Genomic DNA, 16697 nt, shown 5'->3' with positions numbered 1-16697 from the left:
ACGGAGGTAGCCAAGGCGCATCGCAGATGATTCGGCCAAGCGAGGCGGTGCCCTCAGGTGGAGGCGAGCTCCGACTCTGGGGGCATCACTTCGAGCAGAAGCGGAGGTATTCCCATCCGGGCCGTCAAGCTATGGATTAATTCGCGGACATAAGGATGGGCGACAGATAATGCGCCAACTGCGCCGAATGCTGCGAGGTCTTCAGACGAAATGCTCTGATCGGCAAGTTGGAAGATCAGCGTAAAAGTAACCTCCGCTTCCACCGCCGGTCGCTGCCGTGAATCCTGGGCTTGGATGACATACTTTGTGTCATAGACAACCAAGTCGGAGAGGCGCGTCATTGATGGCTCTACTGTCGGCCAGATTTCTAGTTCCGGTTCTGGCGCAAGCAGGAACAGGTTAGCTTTCACATGCCTTAGTCGCAGATCGATAAGCGAGATTGAACCAGCAATGCGATCTGAGATTTGCTTGGCACTCAATGTATCTTCAGCCACGTCTTACCGAACTCAAGAAGGCGTCAGGGGTCTCCGTAACCCGGGTCTCCCGGACGTAAGGATTCCGACTGTGCGTTAAGGCTGGATAATGCTGTTGGGGTCGCCCGTCCCTTAGCGCACGCTCCAACACTTTAGCCGGCTTCCTGGTTACGCTCACACTATCTACTTTATATGGCAGTGACCGGTTCTTCCAGGAAGTGAAGATGACGGTGGAAGTCCAGACGTGAGAGTCGAGCTGTTGCCCATCATCTTCCACTACGGAGAAATCCAACCGGCAGTCAATCGCCCTCGCATATCTTTGCAGGGTCGACAGGCGCGGGTCTACAAGCCCCTTTTCGAGGTCCGAGACGGCCGACTGGGTCGTGTGCATGCGGGCGGCAACGCGGCGCTGGCTAATTCCCCGCTTCATTCGCCTTTTTACGAGAGCCAATGTCAGTCTTGCTCTCGCCGTAATGTCGTGACTTTGGGAATCGATAGCGTGCTCTCGGCTAGCCGCCGAAGGCTTCGCAGAGGGGTCACGCGGTGGCGATGAACCACGGGGGCCGTCTTGCGTGCCACGGATAGCTGACTGTGCCGGGTCTGCGGTCACGACGACTTCTCCCTCCTCTAGATCCGATCGATCACTCGCTACGCCGGGAGCGATCGGTTGGGACCGATACTGACAGACCTGATCGGACTTGGCTATAGGTGGCGTGGGAGATTATCCACACCCCCTACTTCCCTCGTACGTGCTGTCAACCCTCCTGGGCTCGATCGAAACGTTGCTCAGCTAGCGATTGTTCGGATGGTGCAACCTTACCCTTTTCGCATACAAACGGACGTAGGGCGACGAACAGGTTGCGCCTACCTGGCATTGCAGCGTATAGGACCCCGTAGGGCGGCCGTAGCGGAAGGTGTACAAGTGCCCTGATGGGGGAGCCTTCGAGTAGGCCAAGATCTTCGGACGGCAGGAGTTCGTTCGTCGAGTGTCTGTGGATCATGCTGCGGATCGTCGCGACCGCCGTGTCGTCCATGGCATACAGCTCTTCGAAGAAGGCGCCGTCCTCTCGTGGCCCGCCAGAATGACCAAAGTAGGTCCAAAGCCTGGCCACGTCGCGCACCTCCAAGCTGACGGTCCGCTTATATTCACATAGATGACCGACTCCTCCACGAGCTGAAGCTCAAGTGAAGGAGCGGTTTTCGAACGTTGCCGAGCTGTTATGCAAGGACTCTTCACGCCTCTAGCCAGCCAAAATGCGTGTTGGCCGGGACGGATGGTCCACGCGGAGAGGCCGCGTGCAGTAACATCACTGTCAGGTGAGCGACAGTTACTGCACGCGGCCTCTTGGTATCTTGCGGTTACTGAGGAGCTAGACGCAGGACTGGATCAGTCCCGTGACCGCGACGATCAGTCCGGTGACGGTGATCAGCAACCTGATGATGCGGGGGATGTAGTTATCAGCGATCCCACGCATGCGCCTGAAGTTCCTCCGGTCGGAGGGAGTCCTACCTCCACCCGACCTGCGGCGGCTCTTGCTGCGGGGGGAGTCATTGATCGGCGTCCGGCTGGCAGGCCGGGCGTCGATCTTGCTTTTGGCCCGCAGCTTGCCGGCCTTCCGGCCGACCGTGTCCCGATCCGGGACGTCTGGGACTGACCTCTCCGGCTTCGGCTGGGGAGGGTGGCCCTGCCGCCGATCCCGGTTTCGCCGCCGCCTTCTCGGCTTCTCTGGAAGATCCGCCCCCTGGCGTCCGGACCTTCTGGTCCCCGGCGCCGTGTTGCCGTCCTCGTTCCCGTGGCGTCCTGCAGGTCGTGCCGAATCCCGGCTACCCATGGACCACCCCCTTCTCATCTGATCGGTCTGGCCCGTTCACCGCCCCGGTGACACCTTAGAACCGATCGCCTGCCGAGTCATAGTACTGGGTGCGGGGGTCGGCTGTCCCAAGCAACCCCGGGGCGGGGGGTGACGCGTGGCACATGAGGCTGCCGCATGCGATTCCGCCGCCCCCGTTTCCCCGTCCGATCTTGAAGACGCCTAGGGCCCAACGAACGAGCCGGCGGAGGGTTACGGGATGGTCGGGAATTGACCAGCCGCCTGTGGACCATGCCCCCACGACACCAGTAGGCATCAGGGCGACGGTGGCGGCTCCTCCGCTCAGGCGGTGAGGCTGTGGGTGCAGGCGGAACTGCGGATGACAGCAGCGCTGACAGCAACCGTGCAGAACAGGGATGCGCTAAGGAGGACGGCGACGGGCCGTCGTTCGAGGCGATAGTCCTTCCGGATGAGGACGGACGCTCCGAACAGAGCTGTAAACGAGGCGTCAGCCGCCGGGGAGCGGTCAGGGCGGCGAGCGCGGACGAACGACTGGACCGGACCGCCAGGCTGGACACGAGGACCAGGCGCAGCACAAGCGGCCGAGGGAGCCCGACTTGTGCGCATCGAACCGGCGCGGTCAAGTCCTCGTCGAACGGCCGGGCACAGATCCGGCACAACCGAGCGCGAGCAGTGACGGAAGACGGCGGAAACCGACGGAAGGCGTTTCAGCAGCTCAGAGGCCGTGTCGGGGATCGCGTGGCAGGTCGGAAGGCTGGGGCTCTTACTTCCAGCGGAAGTGGACGAAGAGACGACCGAAGTTCTTCGAGTCCTTCTCGACGCGGTGGTAGAGCTGCTTGACGTCCTTCTGGTCGAGGAAGCGCAGCACCCGCTTCTTGAGCTGGCCGGAGCCCTTGCCGGGGATGATCTCGACCAGGGTGGCCTTCTTCGCCACCGCCTCGTCCATGATCCCGCGCAGGGCCCGGTCGATGTCGTGACCCTTGTTGAAGATGTCGTGCAGGTCCAGCTTCAGCTTCATCGCGCAGCCACCGGCAGGTCACGTCCCATGCCGCCGATGGTAGGCCGCCCGGCGCGCTCCGCCCCACCCCCCGCACGGGTGGAACGGGCGGCGCCCGGCGTTGCGCTGCACCCGGTGACGACCGTACGGACGGGGCAGCCCTGTCGAGCTGCCCCGTCCGTGCGCCCACTTCCCCGGGCGTCGGGTCGTCCGCCGTCAGCGACCGCCCGCGACCCGGGCCTGCACCCGGTCCAGGGCGGTGCGGTAGTCGTCGTTGCCGCTGTGCATCGCCGCCGCGATGCGCAGGTGCCGCAGCGCGTCGGTGTGCCGGTTCAGCCGCTCCAGCGTCCGGCCCAGCACGTGGTGGGCGTAGTGGTCGCTGGGGTCGCGGTCGACCAGCTCGCGGAGCTGCTCCTCGGCCCGGCTGAGCTGGGCCGACTGGAAGTACGCCCGGGCCAGCAGCTGCCGCACCGACGAGTTGTCGGGCTCGGCCGCCACGATCGGTTCGAGCAGCCGGGCCGCTCCGGTCGGGTCACCGGCCTCGAAGAACATGGTCGCCCGCCGGTACTCGGCCAGAAGATCCATTCGACCCACCCCCTCGTGTCACGCCGCCACTTCTCCCGACGCTGGCACAACACCCGGCGTACCGCGACTGTTCCCGGGCGGAACGCGGGCGGGATCAGGTGGGGGCGCCGTGCCGGCCGGCGACCAGATCCCAGGCGCGTACGCCGCCGACGATGCCCGCCGTGTTGGGCACCACCACCACGTCGTCGCCCATCCGGGCGAGCTGCTCGGGCCGGATCAGCCGCGAGTTGCCGCCGCCCAGGTAGAGCCGGTCCCAGCGGAACACCGGGCGCAGCCCGTCCACGACCTGTCGGATCCGACGGGACCAGAACGCGTCCCCGAGCCGGCGCCGCTCCGGCTCCCCCACGTACGTGTCGTAGGTGGTGCCCCAGCGCACCGGGGCGTGGGACAGCTCCAGGTGCGGGGCGAGCACCCCGCCGTCGAAGAGCGCGCTGCCCAGCCCGGTGCCGAGGGTCAGCACCAGCTCGCAGCCGGTCCCGGCGACCACCCCTGCGCCGTGCACCTCGGCGTCGTTGAGCACCAGGGCCGGCACGCCGAACGCCTCGGCGAGCGCGGTCCGCGCGTCGTACCCGGACCACTCCGCGACCAGGCCCGGGTCGGCCTTCGACCGGGGCCCGGAGCGGGTCACGTAGTGCGGGGTGGCGACCACCACGCCGTGCCGGATCATCCCCGGCATGCCGACGGTCAGCCGGTCCGCCGCGGGCAGCCGGCCGCCCAGGTCGAGCAGCGTCTTGACGAACAGGGCCGGCGGCAGCGGGTACGGCGTGGGCACCCGCAGCGGCCGGGCGCGCATCGTGCCCGCCTCGTCCAGCACGGAACCCTTGATCCCGCCGCCGCCACAGTCGATCGCCAGAGTGGTCACCACCTGAGCAGTGTGCCGTGCGCCTCCCGAGCCCGGTTCGCGATCTTGCACTTTCGGCCCCACGTGCGCGGCTTTCGCCCCACTCGCCCGGGCACGAAGCGCAAGATCGCGGAGGCGGTGGGGGCGGGGAGGGCGAGCGGGTGGGCAGGGGTCGGGGGCGGGATAGGGTCGCGGTTGATGAGCGCGACGATGATCGTCAAGGGGCTGGCCGCGGGGCACGGGGACCGGGCGCTGTTCTCCGGGCTGGACCTGGTGGTCGCCCCCGGGGACGTGGTGGGGCTGGTCGGGCCGAACGGGGCGGGCAAGTCGACGCTGCTGCGTACCCTCGCCGGGTTGCTGCCGGTGGAGGCCGGGGGCATCGCGCTCAGCCCGCCCACGGCGAGCGTCGGGCACCTGCCGCAGGAGCCGGAGCGGCGCGCCGGCGAGACCGTCCGCGACTTCCTCGCCCGGCGCACCGGGGTCACCGCCGCGCAGGCCGCGCTGGACGCGGCGACCGCGGCGCTCACCGACGGCGCGCCCGGCGCGGACGACGACTACGCCGAGGCGCTGGAGCGCTGGCTCGGCCTGGGCGGGGCGGACCTGGAGGAGCGTGCCGAACAGGTCGCCGCCGAACTGGGCCTCACGGTCGACCTGGACCACCCGATGACCGGTCTCTCCGGCGGCCAGGCCGCCCGCGCCGGGCTGGCCTCGCTGCTGCTCAGCCGCTACGACGTCTTCCTGCTCGACGAGCCGACCAACGACCTGGACCTGGCCGGCCTGGAGCGGCTGGAGGAGTTCGTCACCGGGCTGCGCGCCGGCACCGTGCTGGTCAGCCACGACCGCGAGTTCCTCACCCGCACGGTGACCCGGGTGCTGGAGCTGGACCTGCACCAGCAGCAGATCCGGCACTACGGCGGCGGCTACGCGGCCTACCTGGAGGAGCGCGAGGTCGCCCGCCGGCACGCCCGCGAGGAGTACGAGGAGTACGCCGACACCCGGGCCGCGCTGGAGGCGCGCGCCCGCACGCAACGGGCCTGGATGGAGAAGGGCGTGAAGAACGCCCGCCGCAAGGCCACCGACAACGACAAGATCGGCCGCAAGTTCCGTTCGGAGTCGACCGAGAAGCAGGCGGCCAAGGCCAAGCAGACCGAGCGGTTGATCGAGCGGCTGGAGGTGGTCGAGGAGCCGCGCAAGGAGTGGGAGCTGCGGATGGAGATCGCCGCCGCGCCCCGCGCCGGCGCCGTCGTGGCCTCGCTGCGCGACGCCGTCGTACGCCGGGGCGGCTTCACCCTCGGCCCGGTGACCCTCCAGGTCGACTGGGCGGACCGGGTGGCGGTGACCGGGGCGAACGGCTCCGGCAAGTCCACGCTGCTGGCCGCCCTGCTGGGCCGGCTGCCCCTCGACGAGGGGCACGCCGCGCTCGGCCCGGGCGTGGTGGTCGGCGAGGTGGACCAGGCCCGGGGGCTCTTCCTCGGCGACGCGCCCCTGATCGACGCGTTCCGCGCCGCCGTGCCGGACCTGTCGCCGGCGGACGCGCGGACGCTGCTGGCCAAGTTCGGCCTGCGCGCGGCGCACGTGCTGCGCCCGGCGGCGACCCTGTCCCCGGGCGAGCGGACCCGGGCGGCGTTGGCGCTGCTCCAGGGGCGCGGGGTGAACCTGCTGGTGCTGGACGAGCCGACGAACCACCTGGACCTGCCGGCCATCGAGCAGCTGGAGTCCGCCCTGGCCAACTACCCGGGCACGCTGCTGCTGGTCACCCACGACCGGCGGATGCTCGACGCGGTGCAGACCAACCGGAGGCTGCGGGTGGCCGCCGGACGGATCGCCGAGGATTGATCCGTGCCGACCCGCTCGCGGCGGGTGACAATGACCCCATGCTCAAGTGGGAGTACGCGCTGCTGGTCCGCCGTCGCCAGGCGGCCACCAACGACATCGGCTGGGAGGTCGTCTTCGTCTGGTACGGCCCGGACGGCTCCATGGTCGACGTGACGCCCTACGGCGACACCGCGCTGGCCCACCTGAACCGGGCCGGCGACCAGGGCTGGGAGCTGGTGGCCATGAGCGAGGACCCGTCCCTGCCCGGCAACAACGAGCTGCACCGCTACCACCTCAAGCGGCCCAAGCCGGCCGCCCCACCGCCCCGGCAGCGGATGCGCGGCGGCGGTCGCCCCCGGCGGACGATCACCGGCTGACCGCCCGGCTCACCGCACGACGTGTCGCGGGGCATATCGGGCGGAGATCCGGGTATCGGCCCGCGGGAGGTGGACCCGGATGGTCGCGCTGGGACAGACCCCGCCCTCGGCCGAGCGGCTGCGGGCGATCGACGTATTCCTCGCCGAGGCATGGGCCGACCAGGCCCGCCACGACGACCGGCTGCGCGACCTCGCGGTGGAGGTGCGCTTCGACCGGGGGGTGGCCCACCTCGGCGGCGAGGTCGCGGAGCAGTCCGACCTGCGCCTGGTCCGGGAGCGGGTGGGCCGGCTCGACGGGGTGTTCGGCGTCTGGTGCCGGGTACGCGTCGGCGGGCGCGACCCGGTCGTGGTCGACCTGGGCTGCGGCGCCACCAAGCAGTGGCCGGGCAACCTGGGGCTGGACATCTACCCCGCCCCGGGGGTGAACGCGGTGGCCGATCTCTCCGCCTCGCTGCCGCTGGCCGACGACTCGGTGGACGTGCTGTTCGCGGTGCACATCCTGGAGCACCTGGTCGACTTCCTGCCGCTGGTCGACGAGTGCCACCGGGTGCTCCGGCCGGGCGGCGTGCTGCACGTGATGAGCCCGTGGTGGCGGCACGTGAACGCCGTCGCCGACCCGACCCACGTCCGGCTGCTCGACGTGCAGACGGTCAAGGGGATCTGCCTGCAGCGCACGCCGGGCACCCCGCGCTGGTATCCGCTGCACGTCGGCTGCGACGGCGCCTCAATCTTCGCCGACCTCACCCCGCTGACCCCGGACGCGGCCGGCCCCACCCCCGCCCACCTGGCCCGCTTCTTCGACTGACCCGGCCGGACGGGCAGCCGGGGTCAGCGGCCGAGGGTGCTTTCGCGGGGGGTGAGGCGCCAGGGGGCGGAGAGTTCCCGGGGCGGCGCGGTGCGGTCGCCGTCGATGCGGCCCGCGAGCAGCTCCACGGCCAGCCGGGCGATGCGCTCCTTGTCCGGGGCGATGGTGCTCAGGGTGGGCACGGAGAACCGGCCGTCCTCGATGTCGTCGAAGCCGGCCACCGCGACGTCCTCGGGGACGCGCAGTCCCGCCTCGTGCAGGGCGCGCAGGGCGCCCAGGGCGAGGGTGTCGTTGAAGCAGAAGACGGCGTCGGGGCGTACGCCGGAGGCCAGCAGCGCGCGCATCGCGGCGGCGCCGTCCGCGCGGTGCCAGGCCGACGCGGGCGCCACCAGCCCCTCGTCGTAGTCGATGCCGGCGTCGGCGAGCGCGGCGGTGTAGCCGGCGAGCCGGAGCCGGGCGCTCGCCCCCTCCGGGGTGCGCTGCGAGCCGATGGCGGCGATCCGACGGCGGCCGAGCCCGACCAGGTGGGCGGTGATCTCCCGGGCGGCGCCCACGTTGTCGATGCCGACGTGGTCGGCGGGGCCGTGGTCGACCCGCTCGCCGAGCAGCACCATCGGGGTGCCGTCGAGCCCGGTCAGGTCCTCCGCGGTGAGCGCCAGCGGGCTGAAGATCAGCCCGTCGATCAGGTGCTCGGTGATGCCGGAGGCGACCACCCGCTCCTGCTCGCGGCCGCCGCCGGTCTGGTCGATGAGCACCGTCCAGCCCAGCTCGGCGGCGGCCGTGACGACGTGCCGGGCCAGCTCGGCGAAGTAGGGGATGTCCAGCTCGGGCACGGCCAGCGCGATCACGCCGGTGCGCCCCTTGCGCAGGTTGCGCGCGGAGAGGTTGGGCCGGTAGTTCAGCTCGGCGATGGCCTCCTCGACCCGGGCCCGGGTGTCGGGCCGGACGTGCACGTAGCCGTTGACCACGTTGGAGACGGTCTTGACCGACACTCCGGCCCGCTCCGCCACGTCCTTGAGCCTGTGCCGCACCGGGCCACCTCCCGCCATGACTGGGCACTTTACCTCGTGGGCGGGCCTTTACAACGTTGCTTACAACGTTGTAGAAACCAGGGACACCGGGTGACCGGGGTCACCCGGGACCGCGACGAGGAAAGGTGGCACCCCCTTGCGGACCGCGCAGCTCACGATCGACCCGGCCTTCGCGATCGGACCGGCCGACCGGCGACTCTTCGGCTCGTTCGTCGAGCACATGGGCCGCTGCGTCTACGGCGGGATCTACGAGCCGGGGCACCCGGCGGCGGACGCGCGGGGGCTGCGCGGCGACGTGCTGGAGCTGACCCGGGAGCTGGGCGTGTCGGTGGTCCGCTATCCCGGCGGCAACTTCGTCTCCGGCTACCGGTGGGAGGACGGCGTCGGCCCGGTGGGCGACCGTCCCCGCCGGCTCGACCTGGCCTGGAAGACGATCGAGACGAACGCCTTCGGGCTCGACGAGTTCATGAGCTGGGCCGCCGAGGCGAGGGTCGAGCCGATGATGGCGGTCAACCTCGGCACCCGGGGCGTGCAGGAGGCGTGCGACCTGCTGGAGTACGCCAACCACCCGGGCGGGACGCAGCTGTCGGACCTGCGCCGCAAGCACGGCGCCGAGGAGCCGTACGGGGTGCGGCTCTGGTGCCTGGGCAACGAACTGGACGGCCCGTGGCAGGTCGGCCACAAGACCGCCGACGAGTACGGCCGGCTGGCCGCCGAGACCGCCCGCGCCATGAAGATGATCGACCCCTCGATCAGCCTGGTCGCCTGCGGCAGCTCCAACCGGCGGATGCCCACCTTCGCCTCCTGGGAGGCGACCGTCCTGGAGCACACCTACCAGCACGTCGACTACATCTCCGCGCACACCTACTACGACCCGTCCGACGGCGACCGGCCCAGCATCCTGGCCTCCGCCGTCGACCTGGACAACTTCATCCGGGACGTGGTCGCCACCGCCGACCACGTGGCGGCGAAGCGGCGGGACCGGCGCAGGCTCAAGGTCTCCTTCGACGAGTGGAACGTCTGGTACGAGTCCCGCCTCCAGGCCGACCTGGCCCGGCGCGGCTGGGTGGAGGCCCCGGCGCTGATCGAGGACGACTTCACCGCCGTCGACGCGGTGGTGGTCGGCGACCTGCTGATCACCCTGCTCCGGCACGCCGACCGGGTCGGGGTGGCCTGCCAGGCCCAGCTCGCCAACGTGATCGCCCCGATCCGCACCCGCACCGGCGGGCCGGCCTGGCGGCAGAGCATCTTCCACCCGTTCGCGCTGACCGCCCGGCACGCCCGGGGCACGGTGCTGCGCACCGAGCCGGTCGGCCCGACCTACGAGACGAAGCGGTACGGCGCGGTCCCCGTGCTCGACACCGTCGCCGTGCACGACGAGGAGACGGGCGGGCTGACCGTCTTCGCCGTCAACCGGGACTCGGCCGACCTGGCGCTGGAGCTCGACCTCCGCGGCCTGCCGGGACTATCCGTCTCGTCCCACCTGAGCCTCGTCGCCGGGGACGACCCGACGGCGACGAACACGGAGGCGGAGCCCGACCGGGTGACGCCCCGGCAGTTGCCCACCCCCACCACCGACGGCGGCCGGTGCGCCGTGCGACTGCCGGCCGTCTCCTGGAACGTGCTGCGCTTCTCCCCCGCCGTCGGCTGACGCCGGACCGGCTCTGGGCAGGCACAATTCATCCCCGTCCCCCAAGGAGTGAAACCCGCATGATGCAGAACGAGATGAGCCGGCGGCGCCTGCTCGGCCTCGGGCTCGGCGCCGCCGCCTCGCTGACCCTGGCCGGCTGCGGCGGCGAGGACGACAGCTCGGGCCCGGCGGCCGGCAACGGCGGCAAGGACTACACCGGCCCCAAGGTGGACCTGAAGCTGTGGAACGGGTTCACCGGCGGTGACGGCGACATCTTCAAGGCGCTGGTGAACCAGTTCAACACCGAGCACCAGAACATCGCCGTCACGATCGCGACGTACGAGTGGGCGGACTACTACGCCAAGCTGCCGGGCGCCGCCTCCAGCGGCAACGGGCCGGACATCGCGGTCATGCACATGGACCAGCTCGCCACCTTCGCCGCCCGTGGCGTCATCACCGAACTGGACGACGTGGCCAAGGTGCTGGAGCTGAGCGAGGCGGACTTCGCGCCCACCGTCTGGAAGGGCGGGCTCTACAACGACAAGCGGTACGGCATCCCGCTGGACATGCACCCGCTCGGCTTCTACTACAACAAGGCCGTACTGCAGAAGGCCGGCCTGGACCCGGCCAAGCCGCCGACGACGAGAGACGAGTACACCGCCGCGCTGACCGAGCTGAAGAAGTCCGGCGTGCAGGGCTTCTGGGTCAGCCCGTTCCAGTTCACCGGAGGCATGACCTTCTACTCCCTGCTGCACCAGTGGGGCGGCAGCGTCTTCGACGCCGAGGCCACCAGGGCCACCTTCAACTCCGACCAGGCCGTCGAGGCGTGCACCTGGCTGGTCGACCTGATCAAGCAGGGCCACTCCCCCGCCAACGTCGGCCAGGACGCCGACTACCTGGCGTTCAAGAGCGGCCGGAACGCCTTCAACTGGAACGGCATCTGGCAGGTCAACGACCTGAAGAAGAGCCCGGAGATCCAGTGGGGGGTGGCGCCCCTGCCGCAGATCGGCAGCCAGCCGTCCGCCTGGGCCAACTCGCACAACTTCACGATCGTCAAGCAGCGGGCCAACGACGCCAACAAGGTCTCGGCGGCGAAGGTCTTCATCAACTGGCTCAGCCAACACTCGCTGGACTGGGCCAAGGGCGGCCAGGTCCCGGCCCGCAAGACCGTCCGGGACAGCGCCGACTTCAAGGCGCTGGCCGAGGTGAACGCGCTCGCCCCCGAGCTGGAATACGCGGCCTTCCCGCCGGCGGCCCCGGGCCTCGGCGAGGTCATGACGACCTTCTACAACTCGTTCAACGAGGCGGCGCTGGGCAAGAAGCCGCCCAGGCAGGCGCTGGACGACGGCGCGGCCAAGGCCAACAAGCAGCTCGAGGACAACCGCAAGAAGTACGGGAGCTGATCTCCCGTGGCGGACGTGATCGAGGTCGGGGCGGCGCGCGACGGCACGTCGCCCCCGGCGGCCGGCCCCGCCCGCCGGGGCGCCGCGGCGGGCCGGACGGGGCGGTTGACGCCGTACCTCTTCCTCGCCCCGTACCTGGTCCTGTTCGGGGTCTTCGGTCTGCTGCCGATCGTGCTCGGCCTCTGGCTCAGCGTGCACCAGTGGGACTTCCAGCTGCCCCACCGGCCCTTCGTCGGGCTGGACAACTACGGGGAGCTGTTCTCCGGCGACTCGGCCGTCTACGGCGACTGGTGGCAGAGCGTACGGGCGACGGGGATCTTCACCGTCCTGTCGGTGCCGCTGCTGGTGGTCGTCCCGCTCGGGCTGGCACTGCTGCTGAACCGCTCGTTCCCCGGCCGGACCTTCTTCCGGGCGGTCTACTTCGCGCCGTACGTGCTGGGCGTGGCGGTGATCGGCCTGCTCTGGCGGTTCCTGCTCGACGCCAACCTCGGCCTGGTCAACCGGCTCGCCGGGACGGTCGGGCTGCCGGCCGACACCCCGTGGGTGACCGACGTGCCGTGGGCCTGGGTGTCGCTGGTCGGGGTGACCGTCTGGTGGACCTCCGGCTTCAACGCCGTGATCTACCTGGCCGGGCTCCAGGACATCCCGCCGGAGCTGTACGAGGCGGCGAAGGTCGACGGCGCGAGCGCCTGGGAACGGTTCCGCCACGTCACGCTCCCCGGGCTGCGCCCGGTCCTGCTGTTCGTGATCACCACGACCGTGCTCGCCTCGGCGAACGTGTTCGGGCAGTCGTTCCTGATCACCCAGGGCGCGCCGGGAACGGAGACCCGCACCGTGGTCTGGTTCATCGTCGAGGAGGGGCTGCGGGACAACGACGCCGGCCGCGCCGCCGCGATGAGCATCGTGTTCGCCCTGATGCTGGCGGTGGTGAGCATCGCCAACTTCCGCCTCTTCCGCTACCGCGAAGACTGAGGGGGACCGCCATGACGACGCCCACGCGCACCGGGCGCGCCCCCGCGCCGATCCGCGGCAGGACCCCGGCGGCCGGCCGCGCACCGGCCACCGGGCTGCGCCGGGCCGCGCTCTACGCCACCCTGGTGGGGCTCGCCCTGGTCTTCCTGACGCCGCTGGTGTGGATGGTCATCACCTCGCTGAAGACCTACACCGGGGCTCAGCGGATCCCGCCGACCTGGCTGCCGGACCCGATCTCCGGGTACGGCTACGAGCAGGTCCTCGACAACTCCGCGAACCCCGTCCTGCGCTGGTTCGCGAACAGCATGCTGGCCGCCACGGCGCACGCGCTGCTGGTGCTGGCGACCGCCTCGGCGGCCGCGTACGCCCTGGCCCGGATGCGGTTCCGCGGCCGCAGGGTGCTCTTCGCGCTGATCGTCGGGACGCTGTTCATCCCGCCGACCTCGCTGATCATCCCGAACTTCCTGATCGTCGACGAGCTGAACTGGATCGACACCCTGGCCGTCGTGGTCGTGCCCGGCGCGGCGAGCGCGTTCGGGGTGTTCTTCCTGCGGCAGTTCTTCCTCTCCCTGCCCCGGGAGCTGGAGGAGGCCGCGGTGCTGGACGGCGCCAACCAGTGGCAGATCTTCTGGAAGGTGGTGCTGCCGCTGTCCAGGCCGGCGCTGGCCACCCTGGCCGTGTTGTCGTTCCTGACCAACTGGAACGACTTCCTGTGGCCGATCTTCGTGCTGTTCAGCCCGGAGATGCTCACCCTGCCGCCGGGGCTGGGCCTGCTCCAGGGCGCCTACAACACCGACTACCCGGTGCTCATGGCCGGGGCGATGCTGGCCAGCCTGCCGGTGTTGGTCCTCTTCGTCCTCGCCCAGCGGCACGTCATCCAGGGCGTCTCCCGCAGCGGCCTGAAGGGGTGACGGCCGGGACGACCCGGCGGCGCGGCGCGGCGGCGGTGCTCGCCGCCGCGCTGCTCGCCGCCGGCTGCGGGGACGATCCGAGACCCACGAGCAGGGAGACCGACGCGCGCATGTTCACCAACCCGGTCGTACGCACCGACGCCCCGGATCCGCAGGCGATCCGGGTGGGCGACACCTGGTACCTCTTCCACACCAACGCCGCCGGCCGCAACGTCCCGGTGCTCACCTCCCCCGACCTGGTCGACTGGACGCCGGCCGGGGACGCGCTGCCGGAGCTGCCCGCGTGGGCGGAGCCCGGGAGGAACTGGGCGCCCGAGGTGATCGAGCTGGCCCCGGACCGGTTCCTGCTCTACTACACGGTCGCCGGGCGCGAGTCCGGGCGGCAGTGCGTCGGCCGGGCGGTGGCGAGCGCCCCGCAGGGGCCGTACCGGGACGACTCGGCCGCTCCGCTGATCTGCCAGGCGGAGCTGGGTGGGGCGATCGACGCCAGCCCGTTCCGGGACGCCGACGGCAGCCTGTGGCTGCTGTGGAAGAACGACGGCAACGCCGTCGGGGTGGACACCTGGATCTGGTCGCAGCGCCTCTCCGACGACGGGCTGCGCCTGGTCGGCGAGCCGGTGAGGCTGCTGAAGCAGACCGAGCCGTGGGAGGGCAACCTGGTCGAGGGGCCGTTTTTCCACCGGCACGACGGAAGGCTGTTCCTGTTCTTCGCCGCCAACGCCTACGACCGCGCCGAGTACGCCGAGGGCTACGCGGTCTGCGAGTCGCCGACCGGCCCCTGCGTGAAGGCCCCGGAGAACCCGATCCTGGCGACCAACGGGGCGGCCTCCGGGCCGGGGCACGCCTCGATGGTGGTGGTGGACGGTCGCACCTGGCTGCTCTACCACGCCTGGCCGCCCGGTCGGGAGGGCACGGTCGACCCGGGCCGCCGGATCTGGCTCGACGAGGTCGTCTGGGACGGCGGCAGGCCGGTGGTCAAGGGCCCCACGGGCACCCCCCAGCCCCGTCCCTGACGTGGAACTCCGCCGGGCGGGAAGCAACGGACCGGGGCTCGACCGCCACTTTCCCGACCCGTTCGGGTCACGACCTGCCGTGTGCGGGTCGTCACGGTGCGCCCGATGGGCCCGGCCGCACGGCGGAGCCGAACCCGACGGACGGACCGATCCCGCGCAGACCCTTGCGCCGGACCCAGGAGTGTGAAAATTTCCTACCAGCGGCAGATTGTCAACGGCGAATCTTGCCGATAGTGCCGCGATCGACCCCTGACACGGGAGCCCCAACGAAGGGACACACCGCATGAAGGCAACTCGGCTCGGAGCCGCCGGGCTGGCCGCCGCACTGCTCGGCGCGCTCGTCGCCGCCACCCCCGCGAGCGCGGCGCCCGACGCGGCGACCACCGCCTCCACCACCACCTGCGTCACCGACCCGGCCACGCCGAAGCGGCAGTTCCGGGCAATGTGGATCTCCTCGGTCGTCAACATCGACTGGCCGACCAAGGCGTCCCAGACCTCGCCCGACCGCATCGCCACCCAGCAGGCCGAGTACCGCGAGCTGCTGGACCTCGCCGAGCGGCTCAACCACAACGCGGTGGTCGTCCAGATCCGGCCGACCGCCGACGCGTTCTGGCCGTCGCCGTACGAGCCCTGGTCGGAGTACCTGACCGGGGTCCGCGGCGAGAACCCGGGCTGGGACCCGCTGAAGTTCGTGGTCGAGGAGGCGCACAAGCGGAACCTGGAGTTCCACGCCTGGTTCAACCCGTACCGCATCTCGATGCCGGCCCCGGGCGGCGCCGGCGCGGACATCAGCAAGCTCGCGCCGAACCACCCGGCGCGGGAGCACCCGGAGTGGACCTTCGCCTACCCGCCGGCCGGGGTGGCCGGCAGCCGGCTCTACTACAACCCCGGCATCCCCGAGGTCCGCGAGTTCGTCCAGACCGCGATGATGGACGCCGTCAAGCGGTACGACGTCGACGGCGTGCACTTCGACGACTACTTCTACCCCTACCCGAGCGGCACCCACCAGGTGCCCGACGACGCCACCTTCGCGGCGCACAACCGGGGCTTCACCAACAAGGCCGACTGGCGGCGGGACAACATCAACCTGCTCATCCAGGAAATGAACGCCAAGATCAAGGCCGAGAAGTCCTGGGTGAAGTTCGGCGTCAGCCCGTTCGGCATCTGGCGCAACCAGTCGGCCGACCCGCTGGGCTCGGACACCACCGGCAGCCAGTCGTACGACATCATCTCCGCCGACACCCGCAAGTGGGTCAAGGAGGAGTGGATCGACTACATCGTGCCGCAGCTCTACTGGTACATCGGCCAGTACCCGGCCGCCGACTACGCCCGGCTGGTGCCGTGGTGGGCGGACGTGGTCAAGGGCACCCGGGTGCAGCTCTACATCGGGCAGGCCGACTACAAGAGCGGTGACCCGGCCTACGGCTCCTTCTGGATGAACCCGCGCGAGCTGTCCGACCACCTGACGCTCAACCGGGCGCACCCCGAGGTGCTGGGCAACGTCCACTTCTCGGCCGTGCAGGTCCGGGCCAACCGGCTCGGCGCGACCGACATCTACGCCGCCGAGCACTACTCGCGGCCGGCGCTGATCCCGACCATGTCGCACCTGCCGTCGAAGCCGCTGCTCATGCCCGTGGTCACGAAGGCCGCGCGGCAGGACGACGGGGTCCGGCTGAACTGGCTCCAGCCGGCCGACGGCCAGGGCCCGCTCGGCGCCGCCACGTCGTACGCGATCTACCGGTTCGACGGGGTCGGCCTGGCCGGCCGGTGCGACTTCGCCGACGCGACGCACCTGGTCGACACGGTCCGCGCCGACGGCGACTCGCAGACGCAGTCCTGGGTGGACACCACCGCCGAGGCGGGCAAGCGGTACACGTACTACGTGACCGCGCTCGACCGGCTGGCGAACGAGAGCCCGGCCAGCCCGCCGGCGTTCGTCCGCTGACGTACCACCGAATGCCCCGGGTGCCCCTGGCACCCGGGGCATTCGTCTGTTTCGGCATCTGTCACCA

14 protein-coding genes and 1 pseudogene are annotated in these 16697 nt (G+C 70.5%); 9 read left to right on the top strand and 6 right to left on the bottom strand.

The genetic code is table 11. The annotated features are described in order from the left end of the window. Window positions 1–53: 53 nt before the first annotated feature. The 5 genes from ABT006_RS16345 to ABT006_RS16325 all read right to left on the bottom strand — a co-directional run bounded on the left by ABT006_RS16345 (window position 54) and on the right by ABT006_RS16325 (window position 4752). A complete protein-coding gene (locus tag ABT006_RS16345) occupies window positions 54–494 on the bottom strand; it encodes a hypothetical protein (protein ID WP_350707084.1) in 441 nt (146 codons plus the stop codon). Further along, complete coding sequence (locus tag ABT006_RS16340; protein ID WP_502890981.1) at window positions 487–903, bottom strand: helix-turn-helix domain-containing protein; 417 nt, start codon at window positions 901–903, stop codon at window positions 487–489. Before ABT006_RS16340 ends, ABT006_RS16345 begins: the two co-directional genes overlap by 8 nt. A 2165-nt stretch (window positions 904–3068) precedes the next feature. Continuing rightward, complete coding sequence (locus tag ABT006_RS16335; protein WP_013736060.1) at window positions 3069–3323, bottom strand: Smr/MutS family protein; 255 nt, start codon at window positions 3321–3323, stop codon at window positions 3069–3071. A gap of 195 nt (window positions 3324–3518) precedes the next feature. After that, window positions 3519–3887: a tetratricopeptide repeat protein gene (locus ABT006_RS16330; RefSeq protein ID WP_350707080.1), complete on the bottom strand. Its 369-nt coding sequence runs from the start codon at window positions 3885–3887 to the stop codon at window positions 3519–3521. Between the two features lie 94 nt (window positions 3888–3981). Continuing rightward, entirely contained in the window at window positions 3982–4752 is a 771-nt protein-coding gene (locus tag ABT006_RS16325) for an ROK family protein (protein WP_350707078.1), read from the bottom strand. 174 nt (window positions 4753–4926) lie between these two features. Here ABT006_RS16325 and ABT006_RS16320 point away from each other — a divergent pair, with 174 nt between their 5' ends. From ABT006_RS16320 to ABT006_RS16310, 3 genes and pseudogenes are all read left to right on the top strand, one after another. After that, window positions 4927–6564 carry an ABC-F family ATP-binding cassette domain-containing protein gene (locus tag ABT006_RS16320; RefSeq protein WP_350707076.1) on the top strand — a complete coding sequence of 546 codons (1638 nt, stop codon included), beginning with the start codon at window positions 4927–4929 and terminating at the stop codon, window positions 6562–6564. A gap of 38 nt (window positions 6565–6602) precedes the next feature. After that, window positions 6603–6848, top strand: a pseudogene (locus ABT006_RS16315) (hypothetical protein); the annotation flags it as partial. Between the two features lie 151 nt (window positions 6849–6999). Then, window positions 7000–7725 (top strand): methyltransferase domain-containing protein, encoded by a 726-nt coding sequence (locus ABT006_RS16310; protein ID WP_350707074.1) that lies wholly within the window; start codon window positions 7000–7002, stop codon window positions 7723–7725. 23 nt (window positions 7726–7748) lie between these two features. On the opposite strand, the gene ABT006_RS16305 is transcribed toward ABT006_RS16310, so the two are convergent. After that, window positions 7749–8756, bottom strand: a complete 1008-nt coding sequence (locus ABT006_RS16305; RefSeq protein WP_350707072.1) for a LacI family DNA-binding transcriptional regulator — start codon at window positions 8754–8756, stop codon at window positions 7749–7751. Between the two features lie 136 nt (window positions 8757–8892). On the opposite strand from ABT006_RS16305, the gene arfA reads away from it, so the two are divergent. From arfA to ABT006_RS16275, 6 genes are all read left to right on the top strand, one after another. Continuing rightward, complete coding sequence (gene arfA, locus ABT006_RS16300; RefSeq protein WP_350707070.1) at window positions 8893–10407, top strand: arabinosylfuranosidase ArfA; 1515 nt, start codon at window positions 8893–8895, stop codon at window positions 10405–10407. Between the two features lie 59 nt (window positions 10408–10466). After that, window positions 10467–11789 carry an ABC transporter substrate-binding protein gene (locus ABT006_RS16295; protein WP_350707068.1) on the top strand — a complete coding sequence of 441 codons (1323 nt, stop codon included), beginning with the start codon at window positions 10467–10469 and terminating at the stop codon, window positions 11787–11789. A gap of 6 nt (window positions 11790–11795) precedes the next feature. Continuing rightward, entirely contained in the window at window positions 11796–12761 is a 966-nt protein-coding gene (locus ABT006_RS16290) for a carbohydrate ABC transporter permease (protein WP_350707066.1), read from the top strand. Between the two features lie 11 nt (window positions 12762–12772). Next, the gene (locus ABT006_RS16285; protein WP_350707064.1) at window positions 12773–13672 is read left to right on the top strand and encodes a carbohydrate ABC transporter permease; all 900 of its coding nucleotides are present in this window, start codon (window positions 12773–12775) and stop codon (window positions 13670–13672) included. Beyond that, entirely contained in the window at window positions 13669–14685 is a 1017-nt protein-coding gene (locus ABT006_RS16280; RefSeq protein WP_350707062.1) for a glycoside hydrolase family 43 protein, read from the top strand. Before ABT006_RS16285 ends, ABT006_RS16280 begins: the two co-directional genes overlap by 4 nt. Window positions 14686–14968: 283 nt before the next feature. After that, on the top strand, window positions 14969–16630 hold the full coding sequence (locus ABT006_RS16275; protein ID WP_350707060.1) for a glycoside hydrolase family 10-like protein: 1662 nt from the start codon (window positions 14969–14971) through the stop codon (window positions 16628–16630). Window positions 16631–16697: the final 67 nt, after the last annotated feature.

This window comes from Micromonospora sp. NPDC002717 (assembly GCF_040295705.1).
Classification (GTDB): Bacteria; Actinomycetota; Actinomycetes; order Mycobacteriales; family Micromonosporaceae; genus Micromonospora.
Note: the sequence above shows the minus strand (reverse complement) of the source record. Positions and strands in the feature narration are given on the sequence as shown.

Excerpts from the sequence above, each read along its gene's own strand:
- ABT006_RS16340 (WP_502890981.1), bottom strand. The coding sequence starts at position 903 with ATGAAGCGGGGAATTAGCCAGCGCCGCGTTGCCGCCCGCATGCACACG.
- ABT006_RS16335 (WP_013736060.1), bottom strand. The coding sequence starts at position 3,323 with ATGAAGCTGAAGCTGGACCTGCACGACATCTTCAACAAGGGTCACGAC.
- ABT006_RS16330 (WP_350707080.1), bottom strand. The coding sequence starts at position 3,887 with ATGGATCTTCTGGCCGAGTACCGGCGGGCGACCATGTTCTTCGAGGCC.
- ABT006_RS16320 (WP_350707076.1), top strand. The coding sequence starts at position 4,927 with ATGAGCGCGACGATGATCGTCAAGGGGCTGGCCGCGGGGCACGGGGAC.
- ABT006_RS16310 (WP_350707074.1), top strand. The coding sequence starts at position 7,000 with ATGGTCGCGCTGGGACAGACCCCGCCCTCGGCCGAGCGGCTGCGGGCG.
- ABT006_RS16295 (WP_350707068.1), top strand. The coding sequence starts at position 10,467 with ATGATGCAGAACGAGATGAGCCGGCGGCGCCTGCTCGGCCTCGGGCTC.
- ABT006_RS16285 (WP_350707064.1), top strand. The coding sequence starts at position 12,773 with ATGACGACGCCCACGCGCACCGGGCGCGCCCCCGCGCCGATCCGCGGC.
- ABT006_RS16275 (WP_350707060.1), top strand. The coding sequence starts at position 14,969 with ATGAAGGCAACTCGGCTCGGAGCCGCCGGGCTGGCCGCCGCACTGCTC.